The following is a 25,841-nucleotide window of genomic DNA, read 5'->3' as shown; positions in this document are numbered from 1 at the left end:
ATTAAAAAAACAGATCAGCCAACCAGCCGAAGACTGGTTGGCTGGACAGGCGATTATTCGAAGACCAGATCCATACCCGCCGCGTTCAATGCCTCTGCCCGCGCCTGCATCCAGGCCTCGGTAAAGGCGTCATTATCGCTTGGGGCATCGTCAATAAACGCATTCCAGGCATCCAGAATCAGGTTCTGGCGATTGACCAGATAGTCCTGATGGGCCTGAAGCTCATCGTTCCAGACACCGATTTCCTGATAATAGCGAACCACCCCTTCATGGAAGGGAATCACCCATTGCAGATTCTGATTGTCCAGTGCATAGCCATTGGCACCTGGCGCAGAATCCTTGTAGGCGTCAAACTTTTCCTGCATGGCCTTGATCAGGCTATAAGCCACATCGTCATCCAGCGTCTCATTACCAATGACAATCGGGTAAGGGTAACTGGCACTCGGAACCGGATTATCAGCACTGACGCCACCGGCGCCCGCTGTCACCTGGTGAGGCTGAAAGTAAGGCGCAACCGCTCTCATGCGCTCCCAGCCTTCGGTATCGTTCGGGTCAAGCACCGGCCAGCTGATGCCACGGGGGCTGCTGGCCAGTTGCTGAGCTGGCGGTGTCACCGATGTCGTGAAGGAGGCATCAACGTTCCCCGCAATGATCCCGTCGAACGACCGTGCGTAGCCGGGAAAGTCGACCCGCTCCACGTCATCCCAGGTCAGGCCACCGAACGCCAGGTACGCCTCGGTGCCTTTGTTCAGGGCATCGTCACCGCGAATGTAAGCCACCCGCTTGCCTCTCAGGTCAGCTGGCGTCTCAACGCCCATGTCACCCGCTACGGCAATCGATAAACCGAAAGACGCCTTGGACGTTGTGATCAGACGAATCGGCTGAGGGCCCCAGTCCCGGTCTGCGAACATAAGCACACCTTCAGCCCCGTAGTAACTGGCAATACCGCAGGCGCATAGGTCGACGCGGCCGGTTTTCAGTGGGGTCATACGCGATACATCGTTATCGCCCGGCAATATACGAACCGAGGTGCCGTATTGGGATTGCAGCATGTTGCCAATGGCGACCACCTGAGCGTAACCACTGGAATTCGTGCCGTAGGCCGTCCAGGCCATGGTAGAGGGTAATTCAACCTCGGATGCCAGGCTGGCAGACGCACCAAATATCAGTGGCAAGCCGGCAACAGCAAGGCGTAGCGCAAAACGTCTCATAGTTCACTCCTGAGTGTTTCTTGTTTTTGTTTTGCTGTGCGGAATTATCTTTCGCATGCAGAGGTTATCCTAGCCCTCGCTGATTCCCCCTGTCAATGGCTGGAGGCGTTCAGGCACCCCAGCTGTTCCGCTCTGCAGTTTGGTATTTTGTTTCTATTGACTATTGATGCCGGGCTGACCACCCTAAACAGCAGATTCCGACGGCACCATTAAGCGCGCAAACATAGAGGGTTAGGATGAGCCAGACTGTTTACTTGAGCTGCCAGGGTGACACGGCCCTGATCGAGATTGATAACCCACCGGTCAACGCATTGTCACAGTCCGTCCGTGCCGGCTTGCTGGAGGCACTGAACAAGGCGGAAGCAGACCCGTCGATCAACGTGGTTGCCCTGATGGGACGCGGCAAGGTGTTTATTGCCGGCGCTGACATCAAAGAATTCGGCAAACCGCCCCAGTCACCCATCCTTCCCGATGTGATCGCGACGCTGGAGCAAAGCACGAAGGCGGTAATTGCCATCCTGCACGGCGTGGCCCTTGGCGGGGGCCTCGAAGTGGCCCTGGGCTGCCACTACCGGGTCGCCCTCAATGACATTCGCCTTGGCTTGCCGGAAGTAAAACTGGGTCTGCTGCCCGGCGCCGGTGGCACCCAGCGCCTGCCCAGACTGACCGGCCTGGCAACCGCTGCCGACTGGATCACCCGGGGTAAACTGGTCGATGCCCAAACGGCGCTGAGCTCGGGTCTGATCGACGCCATCAGCGATGCGGATTCCGCGCAGGAAGCCGCACTGGCTGTTGCCAGACAATGGCAAGAAGGCCGTATTGCGCTGCGCAAAACCGGCGACTTGCCCAACCCCCGCGACGATAGCCATGTCATCGACCGTGTTCGCCAGCAATTGCTCGACGAATGCCCGGAGCTCTATTCGCCGTTTCGCATTCTGGATGCCCTTGAAGCCAGCTGTACCTTACCGCTGGCAGAGGGCCTGACACGCGAGCGTGAACTGTTTTTTCAATGCATGGACTCACCGCAGCGCGCCGGATTGATTCATCATTTCTTTGCCAGCAAAGCCATCGGCAAGGTGCCGGGAGCAGACGGTCCGGCCAGGATCGCAAGCGTCGTTGTGTCCGGTGAGCATTCAGTGGTTAAAGCCCTGGCCGATCAGCCGCTGGTGGAGCGGTCTGAATCCGGGTCGCCGGGTATGACGGTCTGGCTGGCATCAGACGACAATAAAAGCACCGACACCCCTGTTACCGTCACCTTTCTCGATCCGGATTCAGCGCAGACTGACGTGGTGAGCGACTTTTCATTACTGCTCATTCCCCATAGCCAGTGGGCAGAACTGATTGACCACGGAGCACAGCCCGGCGTACAACAAGCCCTGCTCAACCTGCTCAAATCATCCGGGTTTTCGATCGTCCCAAGCAAACAACGCAGTCTCTATCGCACCTTAAAGGACAGTACAAAAGCTTCAGACGGTGACAAAAACACGCTGGAAAAGGCCGCCCTGAGTAGCTGGGAAGCCGGGCTGTGCTATCGCGGTTCAGACGTAGACGTGCTGGCCATTGAAACCCTGGGCTACCCAAAACATCTCGGGGGGCCACATTACCAGGCTACTTTGTCGAAGTAGCCCGGTAACACAAGTTTCGGAGTTCGGATTAATAGGGTGGCTGTAGCCCGCGGCGGATACCGGTGGTGCTTCTGTGGGGTCGGCGTTAATCCGTCCATGGAGCCTAGACCGCAGCGTCCCTGCTGCGGACTACCCCACAGAAGCACCACCGGCACCCGCCGCTCGTATTGTGCAAACTCCGAAACCTGAACTCGTAATTTATCGCCCTGCTTAAGCGTCGAACGCCTCTCGCGTCAGGTTACGATGGCCGATTGCGGTCACCAGCACATTGTCTTCAATCCGAATGCCACCGTACGGTTTTAGCTGTTCGATCAATTCCAGATCCAGCCCGTGCTGCGGCTCTTCTGCGATGAGTTTGTTCAGCAACATCGGAATGAAATACAAGCCAGGCTCAATGGTAATCACCATGCCCTCTTCCAGTGTGCGGGTTAGCCGCAAGAAGGGATTTTCCGGATCGTTACGGACGTCGCCTTCAGGGGTTTGCTGATGCCCAGCGACGTCGTGAACGTGCAAGCCCAGCAGATGCCCCAATCCGTGTGGGTAAAACGCCAGGGGAATCTTCTTGCTCAGTTGCTCCTCGACTGAGAGGCTGCAAATCTTGTGGTCTTGCAACAACTGCGCAACACCAGCCTGGGTTTTTCGATGCAGGTCGGTCATTCTCACGCCGGGTTTGATGGCCGCATTGATGTCTTGTTGCAGCGCATCCACACCCGCCAGCAAAGCAGCGAAACGACCGGTATCGGTCGTGTGCGTACGGGTAATATCACTGGCGTAGCCATTCACCTTGGCACCGGCATCGATCAGCAGGGTTCGGTGTTGCGCCGGCACTTCAAACGAGCGTCGTTCGTAGTGCAGTGTCGCCGCTGATTCGTTCAACGCAATGATGCCGCTGTAAGGTTCGGTGCTTTCCAACTGACCACTGGCGGCGAGATAATCGCGATACACACCGGCTTCAGACTGGCCGGCAAAAAAGGCGTCACGCGCTGCCCGGTGTCCGCGTACCGCAAGCCGGTTTGCCTCAGCCAGGCATTCAACTTCAAACTCGGTTTTATAAGCGCGGTCATAGGCCAGTAGGGATCTCAGCTCCGTCGGGTTTAGCTCGACCGCATTAGCATACTGACTCAGTGCCGGATGCTCCGGACCAACCCAGGCGGTACGACCGGTGAGCGAGGGCAGCCAGTCATCCAGGCTTTCAGCCGGTTGAAAACGCCACATGCCCGTCCAGTCGCCACTCGGTTCGGTGGGCGTAATATGCCAAAAATCCTGACGGGCTGGCCACAGCAAACGCGGCTTGTCGCCAGGCTTGAAGACGATGAAGGTGTCGGGCAGGACGTCGTAGGGTAACCACTGCTGAGCATAGGCTCGCGGCGTATAGGGGTAGGCGCGATCGTCTTCGGCGACCATGACCAGGCTGCCCGCGCTGATCACAACCTGGTCGTATCCGGTTGCTGCAAGGGCACGCTCATAGCGTTCCATCAGGGTGGCCAGATGACGGCTGTAGTGTTGTGTGTTCATGGTGTCTCCCGGGGCCAGTCGTTCAGCCCTGTCAGTAAAGGGGGTATCGCGATTAAAAACTTTTCGACAGCAATTCGTTTCCGTAGTCGCTGCTGAACTGCTGTTGTTTCAGTTGGTCAACGGTGGCGAGTTCAACCAACTCGCCCTGCCGCAGAATGCCCAGGTTGTCACACAGAAATGACACAACCGGTAAATCATGGGTCACCAGAAAATACGTGAGCCCACGCTCTTCCCGCAGTGTTTTCAACAGGTTCAGCACTTCAGCCTGCACCGATACATCCAGTGCCGAGGTCGGTTCATCGAGCAGCATGACCGGCGGGTCGAGCATCAGGGCACGGGCGATCGCCACGCGCTGGCGTTGCCCGCCCGACAACTGATGCGGCAGCCGGAAGCGAAACTTGCGGGCCAGCCCTACTGCATCCAGCGTCTCCAAAACCCGCTGGTTCTGGTCGCGAATGCCATGAATACTGAGCGGTTCACTGAGAATGGTATCGACCGTTTTGCGCGGGTGCAGAGAACCAAACGGGTCCTGAAACACCATCTGACACAAACGGACCAGTGCCCGGTCACGCCCGTGCTGCAAGTCGTGCTCGCCCAACCGAATACGGCCGGTCCAGTTGGTGATCTGTCCGGCAATGGCTTTGAGAATGGTGGATTTGCCAGACCCACTCTCGCCTACCAGCGCAAAGCTGCCGCCTTCCGGTACGTGCAGGGTTACGTCTTTGACCACCGAGGTTTCGCCATAGGCAATCGACAGGTGCTTGAGATCAATCATGTCAAACGCCTCCCAGTTGGGTGCGGTCGAGTACCGGCAGACGGTCCCGGTGTTCATCGAGCGTTGGCATTGAAGCGAGCAGACCCTGGGTATAGGGATGCCGGGCATTGGCCAGCTCACTGGCTTGACAGCTTTCCACTATTTCACCGTTGAACATCACCAGAATGCGGTCGCAATAACGGGCGACCATATTCAGATCGTGACTGATAATGATCAACCCCATGCCGGTGCGGGTGACCAGGTCATCCATAATGTCCAGCACCTGAGCCTGTACCGACACATCCAGTGCAGAGGTGGGTTCGTCGGCAATCATCAGGTCGGGTTCAAGAATCACCATCATGGCAATCATGATGCGCTGACCCATGCCACCCGACACTTCATGCGGGTAAAGTTTATACACCCGCTCCGGATCGGTAATGCGCACGGCTTCGAGGGATTCCAACACGCGCTTGCGTCGCTCGCGTGCGTTTAACTTGCTGTGAAAGCTCAGCACCTCGGCGATCTGATCGCCGATGCGCATCACCGGATTCAATGAAAACTTGGGGTCCTGCATCACCATGGACATGCGAGCACCGCGCAGGGCCCGCATTCGCTTGTTCGACAGCGTCATCAGATCCAGGCCATCGAATTCCATCCGGTCGGCAGTCACTTTACCCGGCTTTTCGATCAGGCGAAGGATGGAACGACCGGTCATCGATTTACCGGACCCACTCTCGCCAACAATACCCAGACGCTCTCGCCCCAGTTCAAAACTGATGCCCTTTACAACCTCAATGGCACCCTGTTCGCCCGGAAAGCTGACGCGCAGGTTTTCTATGGTCAATAAACTCATTATCGGGTCCTGTTGCGGGGGTCGAGTACGTCACGCAGACCATCGCCAAAGAGACAAAAGCCGAGACTGACAATCACGATGGCAAAGCCGGGCATGGTGGCTACCCACCACTGGTCAAGAATAAACGCCCGACCGCTGGAAATCATCGCGCCCCATTCGGGCAGTGGCGGCTGTGCACCCAGGCCAAGAAAGCCCAGGCCGGCGGCGGTCAGAATGATGCCGGCCATATCGAGCGTTACCCGCACGATGGTGGACGACAAACACAAGGGCATGATGTGCCTGAAAATCACCCGGGTATGGCTGGCACCCTGCATTTGAATCGCGGATATAAACTCTGCATTGCGAAACGTCAGGGTCTCGGCCCGGGCAATTCGGGCATAGACCGGCCAGGTGGTGATGGCAATGGCGATCACCGCGTTTTCAATGCCTGGCCCCAGAGCCGCCACAAACGCCAGCGCCAGAATCAGTTTCGGCATCGACAGGAAGACATCGGTCAGCCCCATCAATACGCGGTCAACCCAGCCACCAAAGTAGCCAGCAACGGTGCCTACCAGCAGACCCACCGGGGCAGAAATAACAGCGACCAACAGCACGATCATCAGGGTGATGCGCGCACCGTGGATGATGCGCGAAAGAATATCGCGACCCAGCTCATCGGTGCCCATCCAGTGATCGGCCGAGGGCGCCAGAAGGCGCGCCCCAAGGTTGCTTTCTATCGGAGAATAAGGCGCCAGTACCGGCGCGAAGGCGGCAACGATGAGTAGACCAATGATGATCACCAGCCCGACCACCGCCAGCGGATTGCGCAGCAGTGCCCGTACCATCCGATAGGTTTGCCCGGCCCCGGCCTGAAAGCGGGTTTCCGGATTTTCATCCACTAACCATGCGTGTGACAGCTGCATCATCGTGCCCTCGGATCCAGTATGCGGTACAACAGGTCGGAGACCTTATTGACGCCAATAAACACAGCGCCAATCACCAGCGTGGCGCCCAGTACCGAGTTCATGTCGGCATTAAGCAGTGCATTGGTCAGGTAGTTGCCAATACCGGGCCAGGAGAAAACCGTCTCGATCATCACTGACCCTTCCAGTAACTGGGCGAAGGACAAGCCAATCACCGTCACCAGCTGAATTCGTATCGGGCGAAACGCGTGCCGCCAGATCACGACCCGTTCCGGCGCTCCTTTCACCCGGGCCGTGATCACATATTCCTGACTGAGCTGTTCGAGCATAAAAGACCGCGTCATTCGGGCGATGTAGGCCAGGCTGAAGAAGCCGAGAATCGTGGCGGGCAAAATAATATGGGACCAGGCACTGCGGAACACCGCCCAGTCACCCGAGAGCATGCTGTCGATCAACAACAGGCCGGTTCGGCTCGGTACGATGCCTTCCATAAATATATCGATCCGGCCCGGCCCGCCCACCCAGCGCAGGTTGGCGTAAAACAGGGCCAGGCCCACCAGGCCGAGCCAGAAGGCGGGTATGGCGTAGCCCGCCAGGCCAAGCACCCGAATAATCTGATCGATCCAGGAACCCTGACGAGCGGCCGCCAACACCCCCGCGGGCACACCAACCAACACGCCGATCAAAATACCCAGAGTGGCCATTTCCAACGTCGCCGGAAACACTCGCGCCAACTCTTCAGCCACCGGGCGCTGACTGGTGACGGCCATCCCCAAATCACCACTGATCACCGCCCCGACATACTGAACGAACTGAACGATCAGCGGATTATCGAGCCCCATCTCCGCCCGCACGGCGTCGTAGACATCCTGCGGGGCACGGTCGCCCACGACGGCCAGCACCGGGTCTATGGGCACCACTCGCCCGATCACGAAGGTAATGGCCAGCAAGCCCAGAAAGGTCATCGCGATGGTGGCTGCAAAGCCGCCCAGCGAAATCAGCCAGCGCAGTGACTGCTGACGCCGCCTTTTCCAGGGGTCGTCAGCGGCTGGGTTTGTCAGCACAAGGCTTTTCATGGAGGGCAAAATCCTTTGTTGTTGTAAAAAACATTTTTTGACTTAACTAAATTTTTTTACTAGTGTCAAATAACTTTCATAAATACAGGCTGACTCATGAACGACCCAACACCGGCTCAGGACCTCGATAAACCGCCGCTCAGTGGCCAGCGCATACGGGATTTACGCCGCCGTGCCGGGCTAACGCTGCAGGCCTTGAGCGACCAGGCGGGCATTTCGGTGGGGTTTCTCAGTCAGGTGGAGCGGGACAAGGGCACACCCTCGCTGGGGACGCTGGCGCAACTGGCGTCGGCCCTGGGGGTCAGCATCGAATATTTCATCGCCACGCCCAAAGCCAACGACAGCATCACCCGTGGCCAGGAGCGTGAGCGATTTGCCATCGCCGACTCTTCACTGCAATACGAACGCCTGTCGACCGACCTGCCTGGTGGCACCCTGACCTCACTGATGATTCACATCCCGGTGGGTTACAGCTCGGAACTGACCAGCCATGCCGGCGAGGAATTGATCGTGATGCTCGACGGCACCGTCCGGCAAACGCTGGGCGACAGCACCTTTGTACTGAATGCCGGGGATACCCTGCACTTTATGGGCGACACCCCCCACAGTTTCGCCAACATCGGCGACGTACCGGCCCGTATGGTCTGGACAGGTACTTCCCCCCGACTGATTGGTCAAAAAAGAACCCGGTTATCACGGGATTAACACTCTGGAGAACTATAATTATGGTTAACCGCTTTAAAACCGTCGCAGCCGCTGCGCTGCTGACGCTGACCGGCGCCTACGCCTCGGCTGCCACGCCCGACAACGCCCTGGTCGTTGCCCAGAACATCGACGACATTGTCAGCATCGACCCGGCCCAGGCTTACGAATTTTCATCCGGTGAGTTTGTCGCCAACGTCTACGACCAACTGGTGCAATACGACGCTGAAGACACCACAACTCTGGTCGCCGGCCTGGCTTCCGATTGGGAAATTGATGCTGCCGATAAGGAAATTGTCTTCACCTTGCGTGATGGCGTAACTTTTCATTCCGGCAATCCACTGCGCACCGACGACGTGCTGTACTCGTTCGAACGGGTCATCAAACTGAACAAGGCCCCGGCCTTCATCCTGACCCAGCTCGGCTGGACCCCGGACAACGTGCTGGACATGGTCACCGCCGACGGCAACCAAGTGACCGTGCGTTATGTAGGCGAGTTTGCCCCCTCATTCGTGATGAACGTGCTGGCCTCTCGTCCGGCATCCATCGTCGATGCAGAGACCGTCAAGGCACAGGCCGTTGATGGCGACATGGGCAACAACTGGCTGAACCGCAACTCCGCAGGCACCGGCCCCTTCAAGCTGCGCACCTACCGCCCCGCCGAATTGCTGATTATGGATGCGAACCCGGATTACTTTGCCGGAGCACCGGAAATGGATTCGGTGATCATTCGTCATGTCGCAGAAGCCGCCACCCAGCGCCTGCTGCTGACCTCCGGCGATGTCGACATCGCCATGAACCTGACACCCGATCAGGTCAGCGGCCTGGCCGGTAACGACGAGGTTCGGGTTGAAACCTTTCCGCAAGCCGCCGTGCATTTCCTGTCGTTTAACCAGATGAACGATGCACTGACGTCTGAAGCCTTATGGGAAGCGGCCCGTTACCTGGTCGATTACAACGGCATGGCCGACTCCTTCCTGAACGGCCAGATGCGCGTTCACCAGGCTTTCTGGCCCGCCGGTTTCCCAGGCGCCGTCACCGAGACGCCTTACAACTACGACCCGGAGCGGGCTCGCAGCATTCTCGAAGACGCCGGTTTCGACCTGCCGATGACGATGACGCTGGATGTCATCAACTCGGCACCGTTCACCGATATGGCTCAGGCACTGCAAGCTACCTTCGCGCCGGTGGGCCTGAATTTTGACATTCTGCCCGGCACCGGTGCCCAGGTGATCACCAAATACCGCGCCCGCACCCATGAAGCCATGCTGCTTTACTGGGGCCCCGATTTCATGGACCCGCACTCGAATGCCAAGGCGTTTTCCTACAACAGCGACAATTCAGACGACAACTACCAGAGCACCACAACGTGGCGCAACGGCTGGCAGCCATCTGATGCGATGAATGAGATGACCATGGCGGCACTCAGTGAGCAGGACGCAGACAAGCGCCTGGCCATGTATGAAGAGTTACAACGTGGCGTACAAGAGTCGTCACCCATTGTGATCATGTTCCAGGCCACCAAACAGGTCGCCATGGCTAACCAGGTGCAGGGCTTTGTTAACGGTGCCATTTCCGACTATGTGTTCTACCGTCTGGTCACCAAGTAACACAGCATGACGACCGCATTACCTTCATAATGTACGACTTGGGGCGCTCTGCGCCCCCTTTTTTTGACCGAATTTTTTCAAATAACGCTGGATACGCAATGACACTTGATTCAACCGCTCCAATTTATAAAGCACTGCACCAGGAAGCGAACACAATTGCAGGCGCCAAACTGTTTACGATTATGGTGTTGGATAACGATGCCGGGCTGGCGCGACGGGCCTACACCTCTCATCCGACCGACTACCCGGCAACCGGTTCCAAGCCAATGCGACAGGACCGTTGGAGTGCTCAGGTCATCGACGCCAAGCAGTCGTTTATTGCCAACTCAACCGACGGGTTTTCCGATGTGTTTTCCGACCACCCGCTGATCAATCAACTCGGTTGCGAGTCGGTCCTGAACGTTCCGGTGATTGAGCAGGACAAAGTTGTCGGCACCGTGAACTTTCTGGATGACAAGAACCATTTCACACCAGAACGCGTTATCGCCCTGGAGAATCTGGTTAACGCCCATCACCAGGCACTGGTTACAGCTCTGGCGAAGGAACTTGGCTAAGGTCGGGCAACACTAGCAATGTGTTAAAAAGTCGGGCTGCAAAGCCCGCTCTCACCCCCATCGTACACCCAGCCAGACAGCAGCGTTCCAGCGAGACCCACCGTTCTGCGATATAGTACCGACTTAATTGCGCTCACTGGCAAGGACTGTATTTTAATGCCTGTAAACCCCACCTTTCTGATCCTGATCCTGACGCTCCTGTTGGGTTTGCAGCCGTTCACGACCGACCTCTACTTGCCCGCCCTGCCGTACATCACCGCGTCATTCGAAACCACAGTCGCCCACGCCCAGTTAACCCTGTCGGTCATGTTGCTCGCTTTCGGCGCTTCGCAGCTGATTTGGGGGCCGGTTTCAGACCGCTATGGCCGCCGGCCCGTATTGCTGGCGGGCCTCGGCTTATACGCCTTGTCGGCCATAGGCGCGGCACTGGCACCGGCCATGGAATGGCTTATTGGCTGGCGCCTGGTTCAGGGCATCGCTCTCGGTGCGGCGGTGATGTGTGCACGGGCTTTGGTACGCGATTTGTTTGACGACCCGGTACAGTCAGCTCACGCGCTGAGCCGGGGCTTGTCCGGGCTGGGCGTTCTAGCCTGTATTTCCGCACCGCTCGGAGCCTTGTTAACCGCCTATCTAGGCTGGCAGTTTACCTTTGTGTTTCTGGCGGCATTCAGCTTCGCGGTGTTGCTGGTAATTGCTTTTCGCCTTAATGAGACGCTGCGCGAGCCGCGCACCCAATCCCTGCGGCCGGGCCGCCTGGTACGCACCTGGGCGGGCATTCTCACCCATCATACGTTCTGGTCTTACGCGCTGTTGCAGGCAGCCACCTACGGGGGGCTTTATGTGTTTCTGGCGTCGTCTTCGTTTGTGTTTATGGACTACCTGAGCCTGTCGGCCACGCATTACGGCATCATCATGTTTTCGATGTCGGCGTCTTATATTAGCGGTACCTTGCTGTGCCGTCGCCTGCTGCGGCGCGTCAGCATTAAGCGTACGGTTGTGGTCGGCGGTGCGTTTGCACTGGTGGGCAGTTCGACGATGATTCTGCTGGTCGTACTGGGCTTTACCTCACTCTGGGCGTTGCTACTGCCGTTTTACGTCTTCATGATCGGGCACGGCATTAACCAGCCCTGTGCACAAAGCGGCGTTATGGGACCTTTCCCCCAGGCCGCCGGGGCAGCATCGGCACTCAGCAGCCTGGTGATGGTGATCGGCTCGTTCCTGATCGGGCTCTGGCTCGGCCAGGCCATGGACGGAACACCACTGCCAATGGCACTGGGCATCTGGGTGTGCGGCATTGCCGTGGCCATCTTTGGCTGGGGCTTTGCCGCCCGGATTCGATTGCCCGCCGCGGCGTAACCCGGCTTCACGCTAGTCCAACTGCCCTCCCTCGGTTCTGATCCGTATTTCCCGGGTCAGGGTTTTATGCACCGGGCAGCGATCGGCGATTTCCAGAAAACGTTGCTGTTCGGCCTCGGTCAGGTTGCCCTGATAGCTAATATGGCGCTCCAGTTGTTCGATCTGGCCGTTCTTCGACTCGCAATCCTGGCAGTCTTCCGCATGAATTCGCGAATGCCTCAGCCGTACCCGAATGTCGCTGACGGCCAGCGATTTGTGATTGGCGTACATGCGCAAGGTCATGGAGGTGCAGGCGCCGAGCGACATCAGCAACAGATCATAGGGGGTTGGGCCCTGATCGGTGCCGCCCTTGCTTTCAGGCTCGTCGGCCAGCACTTCATGCCGTGTTGTATACAGACCGCGCAAAAAACGGGCGTCCTGTTCGGTCACGATAACCTCATCTTCTGCAACCCGGGGCCGATCTGTCGGGGTGGCCTCATCGCCAAATTCCAGGTACCGGCTCGCCCAGGCCGCCAGTGTCGCCGCGACATAATCGGAATCGGCGCGCTTTGACAACAGGTGATCAGCGTTGTCGAGTGACACAAAACTCTTTGGATGCATGGCCGCCTGGTATAGCTCGGCGGCTTCACTGACGGGCACTACAGCATCGACCGGTGAGTGAAAGATCAGCAAGGGTTTGCGCAGGGTGGCAACCAGGTTGCGTGACGACCAGTCTTCCAGGTCGTCCAGTAATTGCGCCCTGATGTTGAAGTGGCGCCCGCCAATATCCACCTCGGCCTGGCCGTCCCGGTTAATGTCGCAGTGCTGGTCGGCAAATAAATGCTGAACGTGCGAGGGCGTTGAAGGGGCGGCAATGGTCACCACGGCTTCTACCGATTCAAGCCGGGAGGCCGCGACCAGTGCGGCCGCGCCACCCAGGCTATGGCCAATCAGCAATCTGGGGGCCTGGTAATGTTCAGTCAGAAACTCAGCGGCATCAAGCAGATCTTCAACATTGGAACTGAAATTGGTGTTGCCGAAATCGCCGTCGCTGCCACCCAGTCCGGTAAAGTCGAAGCGAAATACGGCGATGCCCTGCTCGGCCAACGCACTGGCAATGCGAGTCGCGGCAATGACGTCCTTGCCGCAGGTAAAACAATGCGCGAACAGCGCCATCACCCGAATCGGGCCTGATTCCGGTTGTTCCAGTGAGCCGACCAGAGTGTGGCCATCCCGGTTGGTAAACTCGACTTTACGGCGCGACATGGTGACTCCCAATCATCAGAATAATAGTCGAACACCCTAGCACAACGGTCAATAAGTACGGCATTTCACCCTCACCTGCCCAACCTCTGATAGGCTGCTCGCAACTTTCTGACTAAGGACGAGCAATGAGCAGCAATCTGATGAATCTGGGTCTGATCACACTGGCCACCTTGGGGCTCATTATCGTATTGGCGCTGTTTGCCGCGTTAATCACACTGACAGTTCTGTACCTGATTGACCGCAATCAGAGCAAACACAGCATTCGCCGTAATTACCCGGTTTTTGGCCGTTTTCGGTATTTTTTCGAACATTTGGGAGAGTTTTTCCGACAGTATTTTTTCGCAATGGACCGGGAAGAGCTGCCGTTCAACCGGGCTGAACGAAGCTGGGTGTATCGGGCCGCCAAGAACCTCGACAACACCATTGCCTTTGGTTCTACTCGGTCGCTGGATCCAACGGGTACCCTCATGTTCATGAACTCGGCTTTTCCCACACTCAGCGATACCTCGCCTCACTGGCAGCCGAAGCTCATCGGACCCGATTGCCGTCAGCCTTACGAGCCGAAGTCGCTGTTTAATATTTCTGGAATGAGCTATGGCGCCTTGTCAAAGCCCGCAATACAGGCTTTGTCCCAGGGGGCGAAGGCTGCGGGTTGCTGGATGAATACTGGCGAAGGGGGTCTATCGCCGTTTCACCTCGAAGGAGGCTGTGATCTGGTGTTTCAGCTGGGGACTGCCAAATACGGGGCCCGGGACCAGAGCGGGGAACTCAGTGATGACAAGCTGCGCGCTCTGGCGGCGCACGATCAGATCAGGATGTTTGAAATCAAACTCAGTCAGGGTGCCAAACCCGGAAAAGGAGGCATTTTGCCCGGCGACAAGGTCACGGAGCAAATAGCCAGAATTCGGGGCATACCCGTGGGTCAGGATTCCATCAGCCCGAACCGGCACCTGGATATTGCCTCGAATGAGGACTTGTTAACGATGATCCACCGTATCAGGGAGGTCACCGGCAAACCGGTCGGCTTCAAATGCGTACTGGGGGACACGGACTGGCTGGTGGACCTGTTCGAGCTGATTCGTAAGCATGGACCAGACTGCGCACCGGACTTTATCACGCTCGACAGTGCCGATGGCGGGACCGGGGCGGCACCGCAACCGCTCATGGACTATGTTGGCCTGCCCATCAAGGAAAGCCTGCCGTGGCTGGTCGACCAACTGATTGCCAGCGGCCTGCGCGATCGCATCCGGATCATTGCCTCCGGCAAACTCATGGTACCGAGTAAGGTAGCCTGGGCTCTGGCAACCGGGGCTGATTACATCGTATCGGCCCGTGGTTACATGTTCTCACTGGGCTGTATTCAGGCGTTGCAGTGCAACAAGAATACCTGTCCAACGGGTGTCACCACCCACGACCCGAAATTGCAACGCGGCCTGGTACCGAGCGACAAAGCAGCCAGAGTAGCCCATTATCATCAGCAAATGATGTATTTTCTGGAGATGATCGCCCACTCGTGTGGCGTGGCTGGCCCTTCGAATCTGGAGCGACGACATGTACGCATGGTCACCGACAGTGGCTTGTCGGCACCGCTGGAACACGTTTACAAGAACCGGATTCCCCTCCATACCATTGAGTAAAGGCCTTACCGGCTTGATAAACTGGCAGTCCGAAGGAGATCTTGTGCCGCTTGCTCACCCCCCAAAGCACACGGGGCGGTGAGCATTGAGCGGAAATCACTAGCCTTTTTCGATCTTGATCTGGCGTTGTGAACTGGCCTGAGTAAGGTCACGGCCAATGGTCACCGTCAGAACACCGTTTTTAAAGCGCGCTGAAACATCCTCGACCCTGGCGTCGGCAGGTAAAGTGAGCACCCGTCTGAAGTGGCCATAGCTGCGCTCTACCCGGTGGACCTTATCGTCCTTTTTATCCTCATGTTCCGAACGCTTTTCGCCGCTGATGACCAGGCTATCCTGCTCCAGACTCAGTTTCAGATCATTCTCCTCGACACCGGGGACCTCGGCGGTAATGACATAACTGTCCTTGCGCTCGGCGATATCAATGCTTGGACTGAGCATGCCGGTAGTGCCTGCGAAAAAATCTGTGTCATCGAACAAGTTCGGAAATTGAATGCCTCCGAATGCCTGATCAAACAGCCGATCCATGTCATCTCTCATTCGGATCAGCGAAAACAATGGCTTTCGCCTGTCGGCAACCGGTGAATGTTGCTCTTCTTCATGCTTGAGCCAATTTTTGGGGGCCAGTTTTGATTTGGACTGATGTGTGTTTTCCATTGTCTTGTCCTGTGGTTAATGTCCGAAATACCCTGAACAATACAACCTGAATCAGGAGTTACCAGTTTGGGATCCGGCCCTGAAACGCCATGTTTCAAAAGTCGTCCCAGTCCCTAGCATTGGCAAGATTAGCTCAAAAGACATTGATCAGGATCAATGAATTGCCATAGTTAACAGAAGGCCACACTTCTATACGAAACAGCCACAGGGTGCACCACCATAAACCCTGAATCTACCGCTGTTGTGTAGGCGGCGTATTTTAGAGCGAGTAGAAAAATTGCCCTTACTGGTTTTTTTGCCGTCAATTTTTAAGGCATTTCTCACAGGCAACGACTATTATCAGTCACTAATGTAAGCTGTGTTTGTGATAGCGCCCTGTTATGCGTCATTTTGTTGTACAAATACTACTGCTGCTTGCTGTTCACGGGTTTGGACTGGCGTTCGCTCCGGCAAGCGCCTCAGGACAACCGCTGGACGAAGGCTGGCAGTTTCGCTGGGGCGACTCACCTTTCACGGCAGACGGTGCGCCCGAGTGGACTCGGGACCCGGCCAACAGTAACAACTGGCAGGCCATCGACTTTCCCTCCAACCCGCCTGATCGCAACGGCCAGACCAACGTCTGGTACCGGGTAACCCTGCCCCTGGATGAATGGCGAGACCCGATTCTCTACATTTATAGCGTCGATCTGATTACCGAGGTCTACCTCGAGGGTGAGCAGATTTACCACTATGGCACCTTCGATGATCAGGGCCAGGGGTCTTTTGAAGGCTGGCCCTGGCATATGGTGCCTCTGCCGGAGGGGTATAGCGGCAAAACCCTGTATTTCAGAATTTTTTCGAGCTACAGCGACATCGGCCTCTGGGGCGAAGTAAGACTGAACAGTCGACAGGATCAGATTCTCACCCTGCTGACCGATTCGGCGGATGCGCTGGCCGCCAGCGCCTTTTCCCTGATCATAGCCGTACTTGCCCTGTTTTTTGCACTGATCGAAACCCAGCGTCGAACCTTTTTCAGCGTGGGCCTGTTTTCTCTGGCCTCGGCACTGATGGTCACCGCCGAAAGCCCCGCTAGCTTGTTGCTGTTGTACCAGCCTATTGTCTGGGACTACGCCGCCGCGGGCGCCTACTTCATGTTGCCGGTGGCCATAGGATTGCTGCTGGAACAATGGCTGCCTGAATCCAGAACCGGGTTGATTCGCAAGCTGTGGCAGGGGCATTTGTTGTACGTTGTTGGTGCCCTTGGTTTGTCGTTGCTCGGTGTCATTATTCTGCCCTCGGCGTTCTATGTATTTGACTACTTGCTGCTGGCGACACTGACCCTGCTGTTTGTTTTAGTCGCTCCCAACCTGCGCCGGGTAAACCGGGAGCAACAGGCAATCATCGCCACTTTCGCGCTCTACTCGGTCCTGCTGATTATCGATATGGCAGTCGCCCACGGGTTCTTGCCCTGGAATAGAACCCCACTGAGCTGGGGTGGACTGGCGTTTTCTCTGGTCATCAGTCTGGTGTCGCTGCGCCAGTATCACCAGACCCGCCAGGAACTGTACGCGCTCAATCAACAATTGGAACTGAGAGTCGATGAACGCACCCGCAAGCTCGAAACGCTGGCGGACGAGGAGCGCTTGCGTACCCGAATTCTGTCTTATGAGCATGAAAAAACCCTGCTGCTCAACGACATGGTCACCCGCCTGCACGCCAGCCAGTCACTGGAGCAGGGCTTTGACAACCTCGCCGCTGATCTGCCGGCGTACACTCGACCTCTGGTTGGCGCACTCTATCGTCGCCTTAACACCAAACCGGTATTCACGTTACTGTCGCGATGGGGCGAACATGGACCGCAACCCCCTGAAACCTGGTCAGGAAGCGACCTCCCCAGCATCCCAGCCTCTGCATACCTGGACCCGATGAGCCAGGCACGAGTCGATATTGACGGTTATCCTTACTGGGTATTCCCCATTACTGTAGAAGATGTCGACCGGGGCTCTGATGTTCTGGGCCTGCTGATCATCGCCTTGCCTGAACAGGTCGCCGAAGGCGAACGTCGCAGCGGTCGCGGCCAATTGTTTCAATCTGTCCGCCAGGCAATGGACAAGGTAGGCGTGGTCCTGTCGAGCCTGATCCTGAGGCAACGGCTGGAGACGCTGTCGTATGAAGACTCGCTCACCGGTCTGAAGAACCGGCGTTACTTTAATGAACTCTATGCCCGGGAATCGGCCATTGCGCTGCGCACCCAGGTGCCACTGAGTTTCATCATGGTCGACCTCGACCACTTCAAACAGTTCAACGACCAATACGGACATCAGGCCGGCGACGAAGCCCTGCGCCTGGTCGCCGATACCATGCGCAGCCGGTTTCGAGAAACCGATGTGGTGTGCCGCTATGGTGGCGAAGAATTCATTGCCATTTTGCCCGGGGCCAGTTCGGCCGATGCCGAAGCCCTCGCCGGAGAAATTCGCATTGCCGTGAACCAGGTGCCCATCTTTCATGAACACCGGAACCTGGGGTACCTGACCCTGTCGGCTGGCATTGCGACCTGGCCCGAGCACTGCACCGACCCGGACGAACTGCTGGTTCTGGCCGACAATGCCCTGTACCTCGCAAAGGATTCCGGTCGTAACCGGGTTTGTACACCCACCCGTCCGGCGCACAGCACTGCCCCCAGCCCCACAAAATGAGCGTTTAAACCCCGCAGTTGACGTTTTGCCCAATGCGCCCTATTCTTCATAATATTAGTTTTTTCTTATTTAATAAGATGCAACTGTGATGACTCGCCTATACACAAGGGGAACAGGATGAAGACTTACCAGATACTGATCGCCGGTGGAGGGGCTGCTGGCCTGTCCGTCGCGGCGTCGCTGAAGCGACGCGATGCATCACTGACCATTGCGATTATCGAACCGTCGGAGACCCACGTTTACCAGCCTGGTCAGACACTGGTGGGGCGCGGCGTCATGTCGCTGGAGGAACTGAAACGACCGACTCAGTCGTATATTCCAGCCGGTGTCGACTGGATCAAAGCCGCGGTCACCGCCTTCAACCCTGAAGCCAGTGAAATCGATCTCGACAACGGCACTACCCTGGCCTACGAACAGCTAGTCGTCAGCCTGGGCCTGAAACTGAACCTCGAGGGCATTGAAGGCCTGGCGGACACACTGGGCCAGAATGGGGTGACTTCAAATTACGTCACCGAGTTATCGGCCTATACCTGGGATCAGGTGCAACAACTGAAGACTGGCCGGGCTCTGTTCACCCAGCCACCCATGCCGATCAAATGTGCCGGGGCGCCGCAAAAAGCCATGTACCTCAGTTGCGATTACTGGCTAAAGGAAAATCGATTGTCTGGCGTTGATGTCGAGTTTCACAATGCCGGTGCGGTTATGTTCGGCGTCGCCGACTTTGTGCCGGTACTCGAAAGCTATGTTAAAAAGTACGGCGTAAAAACCTGCTTCAGTAGCACACTAATCAAGGTGGATGGCCCTGCCAGGAAAGCCTGGTTCAAACAAGGCGATGGCAGCGTTGAAGAAACCACGTTTGACCTGCTGCATGTAACACCGCCGCAATGTGCGCCGGATATCGTCGCCTCCAGCGCACTGGCCAACGAAGCCGGCTGGGTCGATGTCGATCAGAAAACACTGCAACACACCCGATTTACCAATGTCTTTTCGCTCGGCGACGTGTGCTCAGCCCCCAATGCGAAGACAGCGGCCGCAGTGCGCAAACAGGTTCCGATTGTCGCCGACAATCTGTTAGCTGCCAGAAAGCAACAGACTATGCCTGGCGTTTACGATGGGTACGGTGCCTGCCCACTGACAGTGGAAGTTGGGAAAGTCGTGCTCGCTGAGTTCGGTTACGGTGGCAGCCTGAAACCCAGCTTTCCATTGGACCCAAGAGTACCGCGCAGCCTCTACTGGTGGATGAAAACCACGGGTTTTCCCTGGGTTTACTGGAACCTGATGCTGCGCGGCAGAGAGTGGCTGGTGAAAACCAGCCCTTAAAAAAAAACCCCGGATAACCGGGGTTTTTTATGCCTGACTGACAATCAGACTTTGGTGGTGCGCAAGTAGGGACGAATTTCATTCCAGCCTTGGGGGAAGATGTCTTTGGCTTCCTCGTTGCTGATCGACGGTGGAATGATAACGTCGTCACCCGGACGCCAGTCGGCTGGCGTTGCAACCCGCTTGGCATCACCCAGCTGCAGGGCATCGATAACCCGCAAAATCTCATCGAAGTTACGACCCACCGACATCGGGTAGGTCAGCGTCAGCCGAATCTTTTTCTTCGGGTCGACAATGAAAACAGAACGAACGGCGGCTGTCTGGCTTTCACCGGGGTGAATCATGTCGTACTGCTTGGCAATCGACAGGTCGGCATCGGCGACAATCGGAAAGTTCAGGGTAGTGTTCTGAGTGTCGTTGACGTCAAAGATCCACTTGTTGTGCGCTTCAACGGTGTCCGTTGACAGCCCCAGTGGTTTGACGTTGCGCTTGGCAAACTCGTCCGACAGCTGCGCTGTGCGTCCCATCTCAGTGGTGCACACGGGCGTAAAGTCAGCGGGGTGGCTGAAGAAGAAGGCCCATGAATCGCCCAGCCACTCGTGGAAGGTGATCTTTCCCTGAGTGGTCTCAACGGTAAAATCGGGTGCGGTATCGCCTAAGCGTAGTGTCATCGTCTTGCTCCTGTTTACAGTGAGAACATGAAAGCACGGTGATGTGCCATCCTTACAATTCAGTATATTTGTTTTTCCTAATATTTATACAATTCCATACTATGCTGTCGATAGTGACTGACTATCCAGGGTTATATTCATCCACATCAGGCTGGCAGCCTGGCTGCAACGCGATGCAACCCTCGTGTCTGCCCATACATCTGGTCCCGTCAGCACTTTTTAAAGTGCCATTTACATTTGCTGACAACGCCACCCTGAGTCAAACCCGTTCAGTGGCCCGAAACGGAGAATCGACCGTATATGAATCATACAATAGCCAATCGGAGTCAACATGCTCAGTTTTCTGAAACGAGATACCACCAAGTCTTTGCAAAAAGCCTACGAAAAAAAGCTGACGGAAGCCCAGCAGGCGCAACGCAACGGCGATATCCGCAGCTATTCAATGCTGTCTGAAGAGGCCGACAAGCTGTATAAGATGCTGCAGGCCGGTCAACAAGACAAGCCGTAAACACACGCTCGCTCTCGGCGCTAACGTTTCGTGGTTTTAACAAACGGATCGTCACCCGCCTTAAAATTACCTGCTTTGCGGCGTTTCATCACCGTATTGATGTAGTCTTCCGTCGCTGCCGCCTGGCCGACATCTCGGCCGGCTGCCTGGCTCAGATACCATCGATGTTCGAGAATTTCATGGAAGACTTCAGCATCATCGAGACTGCCTTTCAGATCGCTAGAAATGCTTTGCAGACTGGGGTTAAACACTTCGGACAACCAGCGATAGGCGGCCACAGGTTCGGGAATGTCACGGCCCTCGTGTTCGGCGAGAAAGGCTTTGTAGCGGCTCAGGTCATTTAGCAGCCGGCGTGCCTGGTTTTCCTGCACTTGCAACCCGGTGAGGCTGTTCAGCCGGCGCCGGTGATGCCAGTGTTCCACCACTCGCGGCACCATGCGCACGCGCTGACCATCGTCAACCGTGGTAATCTCCATTTCCTCGACATCGAAGCCCAGGTCATTCAGCCGTCGCACCCGCTGTTCAATTTTGAACTGATCTTCGGGTTCGAAGATTTCATCGTGAGTCAGCTCCTGCCAGAGCTTGTTGTAGCGGTCGACCACAGAGTTGGCCAGTTCAACCGGGTCGGCCCCTTTTGGCAGTTGCTCGGCGGCTTCCAGGTCCATCAGGTCGCCGGCCAGGTTCAACTCGGCCAGTTCCAGATCGTAGGCGCGCTGGCCATCACTCAGCGTCGGGTAGATTTCACTGGTTTCAGCGTCGACCAGGTAGGCCGCCATCAGGCCCGCATCACGCCGGAACAGCGTATTGGAGAGCGAGCAATCGCCCCAGTAAATGCCACTGAGGTGCAGCCGGGCGAGCAACTCAACCAGAGCGTCCAGCATCTGACCGAGTTGCTCCATGGTGATGCCTTGCTGGATGATGATGCGGTAAGGCAGCGCGCCTTCCAGATAGTGTGTGACCAGCAGCGCACGGTTGCTCATGTCCATGCTGTCCCCCACCAGATCAAAGGTCGACCGGGCCTGGGAGACGCCCTCATCCCGGTTGGTGACCAGTCCGACAGGTTCGACCACTGGCAAGCCCATTTCCTCCATCTCGCGCAATAAGTTGTATTCATTGCGGGCGATGGGCGTCATCAGTTCCTTGAGCGCATAGACCCGCCCCTTGTTGCTGATGAAACGAACCACATTGCGATGAATCCCCCGCGCCACCTCAACAAAGAGCTCCGGTGGCCATTGCGTCAGGTGCTTTGACCAGGGGTATCGCAAATCGGTAATGTAATGGCTTGGCGAATGAATCTGAATTTTCATGGAAGGTCCCCTGACACTGAAACAAAAAAACCGGCTAACAAGCCGGCTTTTTATGGGCACTACTCACTGCTGTAAACGCGAAACCGAACTTACAGACGGTTGGTGGTTTCGCCGTCGAAAATGTGAAGTTTGTCGGCGTTCACATACAACACCAGGTCGTCGCCAACCTTCGGTGTCTTGTGTACATCCATTTTGGCGACAATGCTTTTGTCGTCATTGGCCAGTTTGGAATGTACAACCACTTCATGGCCCAGAGTTTCGACAATTTGTGCCTTGGATTTAATTTCAGCAACGTTTTTCCAGTCGTGTTCGCCTTCGCCGCGAATGTGCTCGGGACGGAAACCAACGTAGACCATCTTGCCTTTGCGTTCGCTGACGGCTGCTTTCCAGGCCTCTGGCGTTTTGTAGGTGATGTCCGGATGCGTCAGTTCGGAGCCATCGTCCGACACGGTCATCTTCAGGATGTTCATGTTCGGGGTGCCGATAAACTGCGCAACAAAGACGTTTTGCGGGTTGTCGTACAGATCGAGCGGTGTACCCACCTGACGCAGGTTACCGTCGTGCAATACCGCGATGCGATCGCCCATGGTCATGGCTTCAACCTGGTCGTGCGTTACATAAACCGAGGTGATGGAAAGACGCTTCTGCAGGTTGGCGATTTCAGCACGCATGTGAACCCGCAGTTCGGCATCGAGGTTCGATAACGGCTCGTCAAACAGGAACACCGATGGTTTGCGCACAATGGCACGACCCAGCGCCACACGCTGACGCTGACCACCGGACAAGGCTTTGGGCTTACGATCCAGCAAGGGTGTCAGGCCCAGGGTGTCGGCGGCTTCGCTGACCAGACGATCAATCTCGTCTTTGGGCAGTTTGCGCAGGCGCAGGCCAAAGGCAATGTTTTCATAGACCGACATGTGCGGATAGAGGGCGTAGCTCTGGAACACCATGGCAACGTCGCGGTCTTTGGGATGGACGTTGTTAACCACCCGGTCGCCGATAAACAGCTTACCATCGGTGATCTCTTCCAGGCCGGCAATCATCCGCAGCGTGGTTGATTTACCACAACCAGACGGGCCAACCAGAACCATAAATTCCTTGTCGCGGATCTCCAGATCGAGACCCTTGATGATGTCTACGTCGCCGTAGCTCTTCACTACGTTGTCAAATTTTATGCTAGCCATCAGCTTCCACTCATTTTTGTCGTTATACGAACCCAGTGCCGGGGCAAAGGATGTTTCAAGTGCCTTTGTAGTTTTCTTACAGGCATTTTCGACTCATCCGACGAATGGCTCCATTATAGCCGTAATAATACTACCAATTGCAAGCCCGAATCCGGACCTAACGCTGTAATTTCCTTCCAAACCGCTCTGGAATGAGCCTTAGCCGTCACCTCTCAGGGTGTTCAGCTGCTGGCAAAAGGCCTTTATCGCCGCTTTTGAGAACAACTCCGGCAGGGTTTCAGTCAGTTTCCGACGCCAGTTGGGGTATTCATCGCTGGTTCCGGGGATATTGACCGGCGCGTTGATCAGCATCAGATCCTCCAGTTGCACCGCCACAATTTGCGAGTGGCAGGCAGCCAGATGCCGATGGATGGCCAGACACAGCGGCAACGTCATGTCAGGCACCTTCCCGGCATCGCTGGAGATACCGTCCGGTAGTCGGTTATAGGCAGCAAGGGCATCGATGATCGCCTGTTTGGCCTTCGACCTCGCGACGCGTTCGCCCTGAAAATCCGCCTCGGTGGCGAACATGCCCAGTTGCTGGCGCAGATCCAGATCCGACATGGCCCAGAACGCATGCACGGTCGGCATATCGTGGTTGCAGACGATGGCAAGGGCCCGTTGAGCGTAGTCTTCCGGCGGTGTACAGACGCCATCGGCCATTTCAAAGTAAAAGACCTTGTTTGAATACAGCTGGGCACGCGGAAAGGTGTCGATCACCTCGTCCGGCACGGTACCCAGGTCTTCAGCGATGACCATGCACTGGTTGCGCTGCGACTCCAGATTCAGAATGCCGAGCAAATCGTACAGGTCGTAATACACATAGGCGCCATAAGCCGCCGACTCGCCGGGCGGGCACCACCAGAGCCGCAACAGCGCCATGGCATGATCGATGCGCAGGGCACCACAGGCGCGCATGTTGTTGCGCAACAGCGTAATAAAAGACTGGTAGCCCTGGGCTTTCAGTTTAATCGGGTCGAACGGAGGCAGGCCCCAGTTCTGACCGTTGGGCCCCAGGGCGTCCGGCGGGGCTCCGACTGCTGCATTCAGGCAAAAACTCTCCCGATTACCCCAGACTTCCGCCCCACCGCGGTCGGCACCTACGGCGAGATCGCGGTACAAGCCGATGCGCATGCCGCGCGCTTTGGTTTGCCGGTCAACCGCCTGAAGCTGTTCATCAGCCACAAACTGCAGGTACTGAAAGTAGGTAATGTCGTCGTCATGCTCGGTGGCAAAAGCCTGCACTGCCTCGCTGTGGTGGTCCTGATAGGCCTCTGGCCAGCACGGCCAGCCCCAGGCCATGGGGTCTTGCTGGCGAAAATGGGTCAGCAGGGCTTCGAAGGTGGCATGCTCACGCAGAGGGTCACCCTGTTGCTCGACAAACGCCTGAAAGGCGCGGTCCCGATCGGTACCCTGCCCCAGATGGTCTCGCCGAAATACCCGGTAGAGATCCTTCAGTGCCCGGTACTTAAGCGCACTGACGCCCGTGTAGTCGACCATAGACTGATCGCGCAGACGGCTCAGCTCCGTCTGCATCTCAACGCCAGCCAGTGTCTGTTGCAGGTCTGTGGCCGACTGGAATTCGGGCACCTGCTCAATAACCACGTAGAGCGGATTAACGTAGCTTCGGTTCGACGGGCTGTAGGGGCTGGCATGCTCGGGACTGATCGGATAGAGCGAGTGAATCGGGTTCAGGCCGATCACATCCGCCCCCTGATCGGCCAGGGTATCGACCAGCTCGGCCAGATCCCCAAAATCGCCCATGCCCCAGTTGTTCGACGAGCGCAGCGTATACAGCTGAATGGCCGTACCCCAAATGCGATCGCCCCGCGCCATGGGCTCAGGCTGAAAACTGGTGGCCGGGGTCACGATCAGGGCTGTTTCATTGGTTTGACCGGCCAGGGTCAGATAAATGCGATGGTAGCCTTCGGGCAAATCTAAAGGCAACGGCAGTGCCAGCCGCAGGTGTTCGGTATCGCCAATCCAGTAGTCGCCCGTTTGCGTCAGTTCAGACGGATCAAAGTGCCCTTCACGTGCGGGTGCGTCCTGTTCACATTCAATACGCCAGTGGCCGGTCTGCTGGCATTCATCACGGGTCAGGTAGAGGTTCAGGTCGTGACCGCGCAGCGGGTTAAGCACCACCACCGGCTCAAGACGTTGCTGCCATTGCTGCTGATCCAGCTGCATGGCGCGCTGTGCCAGCCCGGCGTCATCTTCGAGGTCGTAGCCCATGGCGGCGAGAATGCGTTCAATGTTGGCCGCGTCGACTTGCGTGGCGACCCCGCGATAGTCCTGAAAGGTGGAGGAAATGTTTCGCAAGTGAGCAAGCTTGCTGACCAGCTCCCCATTCGTCATAGAAACCCCAGTCGCCATAGAAACCTCAGTCAAAGTGCGGTTCAAACCTGACCGGCTGCGGACGCTGCATGCGACGATGTGTGTAGTC

At 56.7% G+C, this 25,841-nt stretch carries 21 protein-coding genes; 9 read left to right on the top strand and 12 right to left on the bottom strand.

Going from position 1 to position 25,841, the window contains the following annotated elements; all coding sequences use genetic code 11:
- Positions 1-53: 53 nt before the first annotated feature.
- A complete protein-coding gene (locus ACHUE7_RS12255) occupies positions 54-1,211 on the bottom strand; it encodes a TAXI family TRAP transporter solute-binding subunit (protein ID WP_394170220.1) in 1,158 nt (385 codons plus the stop codon).
- Between the two features lie 236 nt (positions 1,212-1,447).
- Here ACHUE7_RS12255 and ACHUE7_RS12250 point away from each other — a divergent pair, with 236 nt between their 5' ends.
- Complete coding sequence (locus ACHUE7_RS12250; protein ID WP_394170219.1) at positions 1,448-2,836, top strand: enoyl-CoA hydratase/isomerase family protein; 1,389 nt, start codon at positions 1,448-1,450, stop codon at positions 2,834-2,836.
- Between the two features lie 210 nt (positions 2,837-3,046).
- Here the strand turns inward: ACHUE7_RS12250 and pepQ are convergent, their stop codons facing one another.
- Genes pepQ through ACHUE7_RS12225 form a run of 5 tightly spaced genes read right to left on the bottom strand, consistent with a single transcriptional unit; the run spans position 3,047 to position 7,936 of the window.
- Positions 3,047-4,351 (bottom strand): Xaa-Pro dipeptidase, encoded by a 1,305-nt coding sequence (pepQ, locus tag ACHUE7_RS12245; RefSeq protein WP_394170218.1) that lies wholly within the window; start codon positions 4,349-4,351, stop codon positions 3,047-3,049.
- 52 nt (positions 4,352-4,403) lie between these two features.
- Positions 4,404-5,126 (bottom strand): ABC transporter ATP-binding protein, encoded by a 723-nt coding sequence (locus tag ACHUE7_RS12240; protein WP_394170217.1) that lies wholly within the window; start codon positions 5,124-5,126, stop codon positions 4,404-4,406.
- 1 nt (position 5,127) lies between these two features.
- A complete protein-coding gene (locus ACHUE7_RS12235; RefSeq protein WP_394170216.1) occupies positions 5,128-5,958 on the bottom strand; it encodes an ABC transporter ATP-binding protein in 831 nt (276 codons plus the stop codon).
- Positions 5,958-6,863, bottom strand: coding sequence for an ABC transporter permease (locus ACHUE7_RS12230; protein WP_394170215.1), 906 nt, complete (start codon positions 6,861-6,863; stop codon positions 5,958-5,960). The genes ACHUE7_RS12235 and ACHUE7_RS12230 overlap by 1 nt, the downstream gene beginning before the upstream one ends.
- Positions 6,860-7,936, bottom strand: coding sequence for an ABC transporter permease (locus tag ACHUE7_RS12225; RefSeq protein ID WP_394170214.1), 1,077 nt, complete (start codon positions 7,934-7,936; stop codon positions 6,860-6,862). The genes ACHUE7_RS12230 and ACHUE7_RS12225 overlap by 4 nt, the downstream gene beginning before the upstream one ends.
- Positions 7,937-8,032: 96 nt before the next feature.
- On the opposite strand from ACHUE7_RS12225, the gene ACHUE7_RS12220 reads away from it, so the two are divergent.
- The 4 genes from ACHUE7_RS12220 (at position 8,033) to ACHUE7_RS12205 (ending at position 12,158) form a co-directional block, all read left to right on the top strand.
- Complete coding sequence (locus ACHUE7_RS12220; RefSeq protein WP_394170213.1) at positions 8,033-8,641, top strand: helix-turn-helix domain-containing protein; 609 nt, start codon at positions 8,033-8,035, stop codon at positions 8,639-8,641.
- Between the two features lie 20 nt (positions 8,642-8,661).
- Positions 8,662-10,248, top strand: a complete 1,587-nt coding sequence (locus tag ACHUE7_RS12215) for an ABC transporter substrate-binding protein (RefSeq protein ID WP_394170211.1) — start codon at positions 8,662-8,664, stop codon at positions 10,246-10,248.
- Positions 10,249-10,346: 98 nt separating this feature from the next.
- Positions 10,347-10,802 carry a GAF domain-containing protein gene (locus ACHUE7_RS12210; RefSeq protein WP_394170210.1) on the top strand — a complete coding sequence of 152 codons (456 nt, stop codon included), beginning with the start codon at positions 10,347-10,349 and terminating at the stop codon, positions 10,800-10,802.
- Between the two features lie 156 nt (positions 10,803-10,958).
- On the top strand, positions 10,959-12,158 hold the full coding sequence (locus tag ACHUE7_RS12205; RefSeq protein WP_394170209.1) for a multidrug effflux MFS transporter: 1,200 nt from the start codon (positions 10,959-10,961) through the stop codon (positions 12,156-12,158).
- Positions 12,159-12,170: 12 nt separating this feature from the next.
- Here ACHUE7_RS12205 and ACHUE7_RS12200 read toward each other — a convergent pair whose 3' ends face one another.
- Complete coding sequence (locus tag ACHUE7_RS12200; RefSeq protein ID WP_394170208.1) at positions 12,171-13,403, bottom strand: bifunctional alpha/beta hydrolase/OsmC family protein; 1,233 nt, start codon at positions 13,401-13,403, stop codon at positions 12,171-12,173.
- 125 nt (positions 13,404-13,528) lie between these two features.
- Here ACHUE7_RS12200 and ACHUE7_RS12195 point away from each other — a divergent pair, with 125 nt between their 5' ends.
- Positions 13,529-15,040 (top strand): FMN-binding glutamate synthase family protein, encoded by a 1,512-nt coding sequence (locus ACHUE7_RS12195; protein ID WP_394170207.1) that lies wholly within the window; start codon positions 13,529-13,531, stop codon positions 15,038-15,040.
- Between the two features lie 99 nt (positions 15,041-15,139).
- Here ACHUE7_RS12195 and ACHUE7_RS12190 read toward each other — a convergent pair whose 3' ends face one another.
- Complete coding sequence (locus ACHUE7_RS12190; RefSeq protein ID WP_394170206.1) at positions 15,140-15,694, bottom strand: Hsp20/alpha crystallin family protein; 555 nt, start codon at positions 15,692-15,694, stop codon at positions 15,140-15,142.
- A gap of 380 nt (positions 15,695-16,074) precedes the next feature.
- Here ACHUE7_RS12190 and ACHUE7_RS12185 point away from each other — a divergent pair, with 380 nt between their 5' ends.
- Together ACHUE7_RS12185 and ACHUE7_RS12180 are read left to right on the top strand one after the other, a co-directional pair.
- Positions 16,075-18,369 (top strand): GGDEF domain-containing protein, encoded by a 2,295-nt coding sequence (locus ACHUE7_RS12185; RefSeq protein ID WP_394170205.1) that lies wholly within the window; start codon positions 16,075-16,077, stop codon positions 18,367-18,369.
- A 117-nt stretch (positions 18,370-18,486) separates the two neighbouring features.
- Positions 18,487-19,689 carry an NAD(P)/FAD-dependent oxidoreductase gene (locus tag ACHUE7_RS12180; RefSeq protein ID WP_394170204.1) on the top strand — a complete coding sequence of 401 codons (1,203 nt, stop codon included), beginning with the start codon at positions 18,487-18,489 and terminating at the stop codon, positions 19,687-19,689.
- A gap of 44 nt (positions 19,690-19,733) precedes the next feature.
- Here the strand turns inward: ACHUE7_RS12180 and ACHUE7_RS12175 are convergent, their stop codons facing one another.
- On the bottom strand, positions 19,734-20,360 hold the full coding sequence (locus ACHUE7_RS12175) for a peroxiredoxin (protein ID WP_394170203.1): 627 nt from the start codon (positions 20,358-20,360) through the stop codon (positions 19,734-19,736).
- A 331-nt stretch (positions 20,361-20,691) separates the two neighbouring features.
- Here ACHUE7_RS12175 and ACHUE7_RS12170 point away from each other — a divergent pair, with 331 nt between their 5' ends.
- The gene (locus ACHUE7_RS12170; protein WP_394170202.1) at positions 20,692-20,868 is read left to right on the top strand and encodes a DUF6435 family protein; all 177 of its coding nucleotides are present in this window, start codon (positions 20,692-20,694) and stop codon (positions 20,866-20,868) included.
- A gap of 20 nt (positions 20,869-20,888) precedes the next feature.
- Here ACHUE7_RS12170 and ACHUE7_RS12165 read toward each other — a convergent pair whose 3' ends face one another.
- The 3 genes from ACHUE7_RS12165 to malQ all read right to left on the bottom strand — a co-directional run bounded on the left by ACHUE7_RS12165 (position 20,889) and on the right by malQ (position 25,753).
- A complete protein-coding gene (locus ACHUE7_RS12165; RefSeq protein ID WP_394170201.1) occupies positions 20,889-22,175 on the bottom strand; it encodes a DUF4032 domain-containing protein in 1,287 nt (428 codons plus the stop codon).
- Positions 22,176-22,264: 89 nt separating this feature from the next.
- Positions 22,265-23,359 (bottom strand): ABC transporter ATP-binding protein, encoded by a 1,095-nt coding sequence (locus ACHUE7_RS12160; protein WP_394170200.1) that lies wholly within the window; start codon positions 23,357-23,359, stop codon positions 22,265-22,267.
- A gap of 198 nt (positions 23,360-23,557) precedes the next feature.
- Complete coding sequence (gene malQ / locus ACHUE7_RS12155) at positions 23,558-25,753, bottom strand: 4-alpha-glucanotransferase (RefSeq protein ID WP_394170199.1); 2,196 nt, start codon at positions 25,751-25,753, stop codon at positions 23,558-23,560.
- Positions 25,754-25,841: the final 88 nt, after the last annotated feature.

The organism is Saccharospirillum alexandrii (assembly GCF_043641555.1).
Taxonomy (GTDB): domain Bacteria; phylum Pseudomonadota; class Gammaproteobacteria; order Pseudomonadales; family Natronospirillaceae; genus Saccharospirillum; species Saccharospirillum alexandrii_A.
The sequence above is the reverse complement of the archived record's forward strand: the minus strand, read 5'-3'. Positions and strand labels throughout refer to the sequence as shown.

Bases quoted from the DNA above. Each gene is read 5' to 3' on its own strand.
- ACHUE7_RS12255 (WP_394170220.1), bottom strand. From the start codon at position 1,211: ATGAGACGTTTTGCGCTACGCCTTGCTGTTGCCGGCTTGCCACTGATA.
- ACHUE7_RS12250 (WP_394170219.1), top strand. From the start codon at position 1,448: ATGAGCCAGACTGTTTACTTGAGCTGCCAGGGTGACACGGCCCTGATC.
- pepQ (WP_394170218.1), bottom strand. From the start codon at position 4,351: ATGAACACACAACACTACAGCCGTCATCTGGCCACCCTGATGGAACGC.
- ACHUE7_RS12240 (WP_394170217.1), bottom strand. From the start codon at position 5,126: ATGATTGATCTCAAGCACCTGTCGATTGCCTATGGCGAAACCTCGGTG.
- ACHUE7_RS12235 (WP_394170216.1), bottom strand. From the start codon at position 5,958: ATGAGTTTATTGACCATAGAAAACCTGCGCGTCAGCTTTCCGGGCGAA.
- ACHUE7_RS12230 (WP_394170215.1), bottom strand. From the start codon at position 6,863: ATGATGCAGCTGTCACACGCATGGTTAGTGGATGAAAATCCGGAAACC.
- ACHUE7_RS12225 (WP_394170214.1), bottom strand. From the start codon at position 7,936: ATGAAAAGCCTTGTGCTGACAAACCCAGCCGCTGACGACCCCTGGAAA.
- ACHUE7_RS12220 (WP_394170213.1), top strand. From the start codon at position 8,033: ATGAACGACCCAACACCGGCTCAGGACCTCGATAAACCGCCGCTCAGT.
- ACHUE7_RS12215 (WP_394170211.1), top strand. From the start codon at position 8,662: ATGGTTAACCGCTTTAAAACCGTCGCAGCCGCTGCGCTGCTGACGCTG.
- ACHUE7_RS12210 (WP_394170210.1), top strand. From the start codon at position 10,347: ATGACACTTGATTCAACCGCTCCAATTTATAAAGCACTGCACCAGGAA.
- ACHUE7_RS12205 (WP_394170209.1), top strand. From the start codon at position 10,959: ATGCCTGTAAACCCCACCTTTCTGATCCTGATCCTGACGCTCCTGTTG.
- ACHUE7_RS12200 (WP_394170208.1), bottom strand. From the start codon at position 13,403: ATGTCGCGCCGTAAAGTCGAGTTTACCAACCGGGATGGCCACACTCTG.
- ACHUE7_RS12195 (WP_394170207.1), top strand. From the start codon at position 13,529: ATGAGCAGCAATCTGATGAATCTGGGTCTGATCACACTGGCCACCTTG.
- ACHUE7_RS12190 (WP_394170206.1), bottom strand. From the start codon at position 15,694: ATGGAAAACACACATCAGTCCAAATCAAAACTGGCCCCCAAAAATTGG.
- ACHUE7_RS12185 (WP_394170205.1), top strand. From the start codon at position 16,075: ATGCGTCATTTTGTTGTACAAATACTACTGCTGCTTGCTGTTCACGGG.
- ACHUE7_RS12180 (WP_394170204.1), top strand. From the start codon at position 18,487: ATGAAGACTTACCAGATACTGATCGCCGGTGGAGGGGCTGCTGGCCTG.
- ACHUE7_RS12175 (WP_394170203.1), bottom strand. From the start codon at position 20,360: ATGACACTACGCTTAGGCGATACCGCACCCGATTTTACCGTTGAGACC.
- ACHUE7_RS12170 (WP_394170202.1), top strand. From the start codon at position 20,692: ATGCTCAGTTTTCTGAAACGAGATACCACCAAGTCTTTGCAAAAAGCC.
- ACHUE7_RS12165 (WP_394170201.1), bottom strand. From the start codon at position 22,175: ATGAAAATTCAGATTCATTCGCCAAGCCATTACATTACCGATTTGCGA.
- ACHUE7_RS12160 (WP_394170200.1), bottom strand. From the start codon at position 23,359: ATGGCTAGCATAAAATTTGACAACGTAGTGAAGAGCTACGGCGACGTA.
- malQ (WP_394170199.1), bottom strand. From the start codon at position 25,753: ATGACGAATGGGGAGCTGGTCAGCAAGCTTGCTCACTTGCGAAACATT.